A 7,455-nucleotide genomic window follows, 5' to 3' on the forward strand; every position below is an offset into this window, starting at 1 on the left:
CGATTATGCCGCCTGGCGGATTTCCTGCAACAGGTAGCCGAAGCCACGCACGGTGACGATTTCGACACGGCAGTTCTCGAGTTTCTTGCGCACCCGGTGCACGTAGACTTCGATCGCGGTGTCGCCGAGATCGCCGCCGAAGTGCGTGAGGTGATCCTGCAATTGCGCCTTGCTGACCACGCGGCCATGACGCAGCAGCAGCATTTCGAGCACCGCGAATTCGCGCGGCGACAGTTCGAGCGGCTTGTCGTCGTTGAAGATGCGGCGATCGACGCCCGACAGGCGCACGCCGCCGAGCGACACTTCCGGACGCGGCATGTCGCCGTGCGGACCGCTGCGGCGCATCACCGCGCGAATGCGTGCTTCGAGCTCGGCGGGTTCGAACGGCTTCAGCATGTAGTCGTCGGCGCCGGAATTGAGACCTTGCACGCGGTCGTTCAGCTCGTCGCGCGCGGTGAGGATGATGACCGGCGTATGGCGATTGCTCTGGCGGAAACGCGCGAGCAGCGTCATGCCGTCGATGCCCGGCAGACCGAGATCGAGGATCACGAGTTCGTGGCGGTTTTGCGTGAGGGCCTGTTCGGCGAAGATGCCGTCATGGACCATGTCGACGGTGAAACCGGCTTGTTCGAGACTGCTTTGGATGCCGCGTGCGATGGGACGGTCATCTTCAATCAGAAGGAGTCGCATGGATTTCGCTCAAGTACAATGGGTTTAGGCGTTTGGGCAAGCGGTTCGCCGGGGCGCCTGCTGCACAGGCAGCGTGCGAAGCGGCGGAAAGCGCGCCGCGAAGCAGCTGCCGAGCCGCCTTGGAACGCCTTGCTAGCCATCACGAAGTCATGTCCGAGATCACCATTCACGAACTGGAAGCCGCGATCAACTTCTGGCGTGCCCGCTCGCCTTCAAGCGGCGACGAACTCGTTCTGTGCAAGGAGGCAAGCGCGCTCTCCAAGCCGTATGCGCTGCTGATTGTACAGCGTCAGCAGTCGCTATCACTGGATCGTTTCGACCCGATTGCAAAGCAGGCATGGGAATCTTACGTTCGACTTAATAATAGCCTGTAGAACTGAAGGTTTGACCAGGGGATAGCCTGCATTGTCCTTTCATTTCGATCCGATTGTTTGATGCGCGGCGTATAAACGTGCGTGAGACACCGCGAATTTTTTGTATTGCGCGGTAATACCTTTGATAAACGCGGCGACTCGAATTGCATCGCGATCCGCGTGAAAAAGACGGGTGCGAATGTAGAGCGGGCGGTGCATCTAAATGGCACGAAACTGTCGTTATTTTGTATAAATATGCAATAATTTCGCGTTAAATAACGATTCAATGCGGAATATTCACATGCTGGAACTCGATCACTTCGATCTCGCGCTGCTGGACGTATTGCAGCGCTTTGGGCGGGCTACGCATCAGCAACTGGCCGAGCAGGTGCCGCTGTCGCCGTCGCAGATCGGGCGGCGTTTGCAGCGGCTGGAGCAGGTGGGCGTCGTCGACGGCTACCGCGTCGTGCTGCGTCCGGAAAAACTCGGGCTCGGCGTCACCGCGTTTACGAGCCTCAAACTGAAGCACCACGGCGATTCGATCATCGAGCAGTTTCAGCAGCAGATCGACGCGCTGCCGGAAGTGCTCGAATGTCATGCGGTGGTTGGGGATGCCGATTATCTGCTGCGCATCGTTGCACCGGACCTGAACTACCTGTCGACGTTCGTGATGAAGAAGCTCATGCGCGTGCCCGGTGTCGACAGCGTGCGCTCGAACATCGTGCTGACCACGTTCAAGCGCAATGGGCCGTTACCGCTCGGGCATCTGGCGCCGGGAGCGGCCGCGGTTTGATGATGTGGAAGGGGCGGTGGTAAGTTCGCGGCCGTTTCGCCTCGCTTGCCGTCGGAGGAGCGATACCCGGGCGGGCCGCGACGCGTGGCACGCTGCGGCCCATGACATCGCTGGAAACTTATGCAGCCTGTTCCGCGTCGTTCAGCAGATCGACGTAGGCGACCGGCACCAGATCCGCTTCCGCTACGCCGAGGCTTCTGAACATCTCCTGCGCTTCGGCGTGACCGCTTTCCTCGTCGTCGTCCTGCGCGAGCACCACTTCGAGTTCGATGAAATCGCCGAGACCGTCGACGCGGTCCAGGTGAATCCGCGTGCGCCCGCTCAGATACACATGCCGTTCCTTCGTGACGATGCCGCGCGTGGTCAGCGCGGTCGCGAGCAATGCATGCATCGCTTCGGGGTTCGTCACGGGACTGCGCGTGTAGTACGAGGCCTTCGGGCCGTCGCGGTCGTCACGCTGATAGAAGATCAGCTCGGCCGGCGTGCCGTCGTCGAACTGGCGCAGCTTCAGGCGGCCGCGCGGCACGTCGTAGAAAAAATCCTGCTGGCGGAAGATCAGCGGAGCCTCTGTCGCGAGTTGCGCGGCGCGCTCGCGCAGTTGCTCGAAATGCTGGGCGCGGGCTTTGATTTCGATGTTGCGTGCCATGTCAGGCTCCTGTCGATGGATGGAATGGCCGGCGGCTTCCCCGGGTTGCCGTGGTTGCCGCAGAGAAGCCGCCGGGAAAAACGAAGTCGGGCGGAACGGGAAATTGTATGAGGCGGGTGAGCAGGCACAAACGTTCAATCTAGCAAAAACTGTGTGACGGTATGGTTTCAGCCCGCAAGCAAAGTAGGGCAGCGGCGTGGCGGTCGAGACAGGTCGACATGACCGTGATGTGGCGCATTTTGCACCGACGTGTTTTCCGTCTTTTCGCCGGTTACGCCGCTTGCTGCATCCCTTATGGCATTAGCGCGCCTCATATCGCGAGGGATGGCGAAGTGCTCGCGCAATGCCGGATCGGCGCCACGCAACCTCGCGGGCGCGAACCTCGGGCCGTTCAGGCCGTTTTAGCTGCGAAATTCAATTTGCCCACTGCTGCTCGATCAGCTTCAGCGCGGCCGCAATCGCCGGTTCGTCCTTGCGCTCGTCGAGCGTGATGAAGCTGAGCTGGGTCGGCACGGTGATTCCCTCGACGATCGTCAGCGCGTGCGCATGGGCTTCGGCAATCGCGGTCGCGTCGCGCGCCAGCGTGAGGCCGACGCCCGACTTGACGAGATCGAGCATCGACGGCTCCTGGTCCACTTCGGCCACCTTGAGCGGCTTCACGCCGGCCTCGCCGAAGCAGCGCGACAACAGGCGGTTGTGCGCCGACGCGGGCGGCGTCCAGATCCACGGCAGCGCGGCGAGCGAGCGCCAGTCGCGCGCGCCCTTCACGCGGTCTTTCCAGCCGGCCGGCGCGAGCACGCGGTACTGGAAATGCGTGAGCGTCACCGCGTGACACGCGGGGCCGTCGCGCGGCTCGTCGTCGGACGGCAGGCCGATGTAATAGCCGACGTCCAGCTCGCCCGCGCGAATCTGTTCGAGCACCCAGCCCGACATGCCGTGGCGCAGCGCGGTTTCGATCCGCGGCCAGGTTTCGACGAGCTGCTTCAGAAAGCCGCCGAGGCGCAGGAATTCGGGGTCGAGAATCGTGCCGATGCGCAGACGTCCGCGCACTTCCTGGCGCAGCGACTGCGCGGCGCGTTGCACGTCGGCGGCGGCTCCAAGTGCGCGTTCGGCATGCGGCAGCAGCGCCTGGCCGTCGCGCGTGAGCGTTAGTCCGTGCGAGGTCCGCGTGAACAGCGTCACGCCGAGCGCCTCCTGCAGGTGCTTGATTTGCAGGCTGACGGCGGGTTGGGTCAGATGCAGTTGCACTGCGGCGCGCGTGAGATTGCCCTCGCGTGCGACGGTGACGAAGGCCCGGAGCAGAGTCAGATCCATAGCCTGATATTAGCGCGGCTTATAGCTCATTTGAGCAATATTCATTGGATTTGTCTCGCCAAAGCGCCGTACGCTTGGCGTTCAGCACGCTCGCAGAGGCGCTGCATGCGCCACGCGCGTTATCCACGCCGGGCTAAACGACATCACCGGAACACCACAGGAAGAGGAAAGAGATGAGCGAGACATATGTACAAACCGCGCAGGACGGGACCGTGCGCGGCGCGGCCGGCGCCCGCGTGCTGGGCCATTTCATCAACGGCCGGGCGGTGGACGGCACGAGCGGCCGTTTCGGCGATGTCTTCAATCCGGCGCTCGGCAGCGTGAGTGCCCGCGTGCCGCTCGCGAGCGTCGCCGAGGTGGATGCGGCGGTCGCCGCCGCCAAAGCCGCTTTCCCCGCGTGGAGCGAAACCGCGCCGATCAAACGGGCGCGTGTGCTGTTCAGGTTCAAGGAATTGCTCGACCGTCACCACGATGAACTCGCCGAGTTGATTACGCGCGAACACGGCAAGGTGTTTTCCGATGCGAAGGGCGAGGTGATGCGCGGCATCGAGATCGTCGAATTCGCGTGCGGCATTCCGAATCTGCTGAAGACCGACTTCACCGACCAGATCGGCGGTGGTATCGACAACTGGAATCTGCGTCAGCCGCTCGGTGTGGTCGCCGGCATCACGCCGTTCAATTTCCCGATGATGGTGCCGAGCTGGATGTTCCCGGTTGCGATCGCGTGCGGCAACACCTTCGTGCTGAAGCCGTCCGAACGCGATCCGTCGGCCTCGATCCGGCTTGCCGAACTGCTGAAGGAAGCGGGTCTGCCGGACGGCGTGTTCAACGTCGTGCATGGCGACAAGGTCGCGGTCGATGCGTTGCTCGTGCATCCCGAAGTGAGCGCGCTGTCGTTCGTCGGCTCGACGCCGATCGCCGAATACATCTACACGGAAGGCACGAAGTACGGCAAGCGCGTGCAGGCGTTGGGCGGTGCGAAGAACCACCTCGTCGTGATGCCCGACGCCGATCTCGATCAAGCCGTCGATGCGTTGATCGGCGCTGCGTACGGTTCGGCGGGCGAGCGCTGCATGGCGATTTCGGTGGCGGTCGCGGTGGGCCATATCGCCGATGAACTGATCGAGCGTCTGACGCCGCGCGTGAAGAGCCTGAAGATCCTCAACGGCATGGAAGCGGCTGCTGAGATGGGGCCGCTCGTGACCGGCGCGCATCGCGACAAGGTGGCCGGCTATATCGACGCCGGCGTGGCAGCGGGCGCGAAGCTCGTCGTCGATGGGCGCGGTCATCAGGTGGCGGGCCACGAGAACGGCTTCTTCCTCGGCGGCACGCTATTCGACGACGTGACGACCGAGATGAAGATCTATCGCGAGGAAATTTTCGGGCCGGTGCTGTGCGTGGTGCGCGTGCCGGACTTCGCCTCCGCAGTCAAACTGATCAACGCCAACCAGTTCGCGAACGGCGTGTCGCTGTTTACGTCCGATGGCGGCATTGCGCGCGCGTTCTCGCGGCAGATCGAGATCGGCATGGTGGGCATCAACGTGCCGATTCCGGTGCCGATGGCCTGGCATTCGTTCGGCGGCTGGAAGAAGTCGCTGTTCGGCGATCATCACGCGTATGGCGAAGAGGGCGTGCGCTTCTATACGCGCTATAAGAGCATCATGCAGCGCTGGCCCGACAGCATCGCGAAGGGCGCTGAATTCACGATGCCGGTCGCGAAGTAGTCTGTCGTAAGCATAAAAATGAACATAAAAATGCTTAGGAGACTGAATGATGAGTCATAGCGAAAGTACGTCCACGGCCTCGCGGCGGCTCGAAGGCGAATTCGACTACATCATTGTCGGCGCCGGCACTGCGGGCTGCGTGCTGGCGAACCGGCTCACCGGAGATCCTGACGTCAGCGTGCTGCTGCTCGAAGCGGGCGGCAAGGACGATTACCACTGGATTCACGTGCCGGTCGGCTACCTGTATTGCATCGGCAATCCGCGCACGGACTGGCTCTACAAGACGCAGGCGGAAGCGGGACTCAATGGCCGCGCGCTGTCGTATCCGCGCGGGCGCGTGTTGGGCGGCAGTTCGTCGATCAACGGCATGATCTATATGCGCGGCCAGCGCGAGGACTACGACGAGTGGGCGCGCGTGACCAACGACCGTTCGTGGTCGTGGGATGCAGTGCTGCCGGTCTTCAAACGCAGCGAAGATCACCACGGCGGCGCCAACGAATCGCACGGCGCGGGTGGCCCGTGGCGCGTCGAAAAGCAGCGCCTGAAGTGGCAGATTCTCGAAGAGTTCGCGCAAGCCGCGCAGCAAACCGGCATTCCCGCAACGGACGACTTCAATCGCGGCGACAACACCGGTGTCGGCTATTTCGACGTCAACCAGAAGCGCGGCATTCGCTGGAATGCGTCGAAGGCGTTTCTGCGGCCCGCCATGAAGCGGCCGAATCTCACGGTCATGACCGGCGCGCATACGCAGCGGGTCGTGTTCGAGGGACGCCGCTGCACGGGCGTCGAATATCGTGGCGGCGAGGTCGACTATCTCGCCCGGGCGCGTTGCGAAGTCATTCTTGCCGCGGGCGCGGTCAACTCGCCGCAACTGCTCGAACTGTCCGGCGTCGGCGATGGCGCGCGTCTTCAGAAGCTCGGCATCGAAGTCGTTCACGATCTGCGCGGGGTCGGTGAAAATCTGCAGGATCATTTGCAGTTGCGCATGGCTTATAAAGTCGAAGGCGTGCGCACGCTCAACACGATGACCGCGCACTGGTGGGGCAAGCTCATGATCGGCATGCAGTACGCGTTGTTCCAAAGCGGGCCGATGTCGATGTCGCCGTCGCAACTCGGTGCGTTCGCCAGGTCCGATCCCGACGATCGTTCGCTCACACGCCCCGATCTCGAGTACCACGTGCAGCCGCTTTCGCTCGATCGCTTCGGCGAGCCGCTGCATCGCTTCAATGCATTTACGGCGTCGGTGTGCCAATTGCGTCCCACGTCGCGCGGCAGTATCCATATTGGATCGGCCGATGCATCGGCGCCGCCGTTGATCGCGCCGAACTATCTCTCCACCGATTACGACCGCCACGTCGCCGCGAACGCATTGCGTCTCACGCGCCGCATCGCCGCGGCGCCCGCGCTTGCGCGCTATCGGCCGCAGGAGATTCTGCCGGGCATCCAGTATCAAAGCGAAGCCGAGTTGCAGCAGGCCGCGGGCGCGGTCGGCACGACGATCTTCCATCCGGTCGGCACCTGCCGTATGGGCACGAGCGACGATCCCGCCGCGGTCGTCGACAACCGCCTGCGGGTTATCGGCGTCGAGGGCTTGCGTGTCGTCGATGCGTCGGTGATGCCGAACATCACGTCGGGCAACACGAATTCGCCGACGCTGATGATCGCCGAGCGCGCGAGTGCGATGATTCGCGAAGATCGCCGCGCACACGCAAGCGGCAGCATGTCCGCGCAAAACAGCATGTCTGCGCCTCTGTCGGCGCTGTGATGGACGTGTCGCTTGCGCACGGCGACCGCTCGGTCCACTTTCACTAACAGGCGTTAACAAAATGAGTTCTTCAGTTTTCGCCAACAGATGATGCAGCAGGCGATTTTCATGAAGGCTTCGTGGATAAACGCAAGGCGTTCGAAGCGGATGCGCAGTCGTCGAAAGTTGTG

Annotated in this window: 7 protein-coding genes and 1 pseudogene; 4 read left to right on the forward strand and 4 right to left on the reverse strand. The window is 62.7% G+C overall.

Going from position 1 to position 7,455, the window contains the following annotated elements:
* Positions 1-3: 3 nt before the first annotated feature.
* Entirely contained in the window at positions 4-690 is a 687-nt protein-coding gene (locus G3N58_RS27575) for a response regulator transcription factor (protein ID WP_167049092.1), read from the reverse strand.
* Between the two features lie 149 nt (positions 691-839).
* On the opposite strand from G3N58_RS27575, the gene G3N58_RS27580 reads away from it, so the two are divergent.
* Together G3N58_RS27580 and G3N58_RS27585 are read left to right on the forward strand one after the other, a co-directional pair.
* Positions 840-1,064 carry a DUF3717 domain-containing protein gene (locus tag G3N58_RS27580; protein WP_167049090.1) on the forward strand — a complete coding sequence of 75 codons (225 nt, stop codon included), beginning with the start codon at positions 840-842 and terminating at the stop codon, positions 1,062-1,064.
* Between the two features lie 280 nt (positions 1,065-1,344).
* Positions 1,345-1,836 carry an Lrp/AsnC family transcriptional regulator gene (locus tag G3N58_RS27585; protein ID WP_167049089.1) on the forward strand — a complete coding sequence of 164 codons (492 nt, stop codon included), beginning with the start codon at positions 1,345-1,347 and terminating at the stop codon, positions 1,834-1,836.
* 118 nt (positions 1,837-1,954) lie between these two features.
* On the opposite strand, the gene G3N58_RS27590 is transcribed toward G3N58_RS27585, so the two are convergent.
* Together G3N58_RS27590 and G3N58_RS27595 are read right to left on the reverse strand one after the other, a co-directional pair.
* On the reverse strand, positions 1,955-2,482 hold the full coding sequence (locus G3N58_RS27590; RefSeq protein WP_167049087.1) for a class IV adenylate cyclase: 528 nt from the start codon (positions 2,480-2,482) through the stop codon (positions 1,955-1,957).
* A gap of 414 nt (positions 2,483-2,896) precedes the next feature.
* Positions 2,897-3,796, reverse strand: coding sequence for a LysR family transcriptional regulator (locus G3N58_RS27595; RefSeq protein ID WP_205988627.1), 900 nt, complete (start codon positions 3,794-3,796; stop codon positions 2,897-2,899).
* Between the two features lie 173 nt (positions 3,797-3,969).
* Between G3N58_RS27595 and G3N58_RS27600 the strand changes: the two genes are divergently transcribed.
* Together G3N58_RS27600 and G3N58_RS27605 are read left to right on the forward strand one after the other, a co-directional pair.
* Positions 3,970-5,520 (forward strand): CoA-acylating methylmalonate-semialdehyde dehydrogenase, encoded by a 1,551-nt coding sequence (locus G3N58_RS27600; RefSeq protein ID WP_206000796.1) that lies wholly within the window; start codon positions 3,970-3,972, stop codon positions 5,518-5,520.
* Between the two features lie 49 nt (positions 5,521-5,569).
* Positions 5,570-7,285, forward strand: a complete 1,716-nt coding sequence (locus G3N58_RS27605; RefSeq protein WP_206000797.1) for a GMC family oxidoreductase N-terminal domain-containing protein — start codon at positions 5,570-5,572, stop codon at positions 7,283-7,285.
* A gap of 53 nt (positions 7,286-7,338) precedes the next feature.
* On the opposite strand, the pseudogene G3N58_RS27610 reads toward G3N58_RS27605, so the two are convergent.
* Positions 7,339-7,455 (reverse strand): annotated as a pseudogene (locus G3N58_RS27610) (IS5/IS1182 family transposase); the annotation flags it as partial.

This window comes from Paraburkholderia sp. Ac-20342 (genome assembly GCF_017104985.1).
Classification (GTDB): Bacteria; Pseudomonadota; Gammaproteobacteria; order Burkholderiales; family Burkholderiaceae; genus Paraburkholderia.

Coding starts and splice junctions, on each gene's coding strand:
- G3N58_RS27575 (WP_167049092.1), bottom strand. CDS start 690: ATGCGACTCCTTCTGATTGAAGATGACCGTCCCATCGCACGCGGCATC.
- G3N58_RS27580 (WP_167049090.1), top strand. CDS start 840: ATGTCCGAGATCACCATTCACGAACTGGAAGCCGCGATCAACTTCTGG.
- G3N58_RS27585 (WP_167049089.1), top strand. CDS start 1,345: ATGCTGGAACTCGATCACTTCGATCTCGCGCTGCTGGACGTATTGCAG.
- G3N58_RS27590 (WP_167049087.1), bottom strand. CDS start 2,482: ATGGCACGCAACATCGAAATCAAAGCCCGCGCCCAGCATTTCGAGCAA.
- G3N58_RS27595 (WP_205988627.1), bottom strand. CDS start 3,796: ATGGATCTGACTCTGCTCCGGGCCTTCGTCACCGTCGCACGCGAGGGC.
- G3N58_RS27600 (WP_206000796.1), top strand. CDS start 3,970: ATGAGCGAGACATATGTACAAACCGCGCAGGACGGGACCGTGCGCGGC.
- G3N58_RS27605 (WP_206000797.1), top strand. CDS start 5,570: ATGAGTCATAGCGAAAGTACGTCCACGGCCTCGCGGCGGCTCGAAGGC.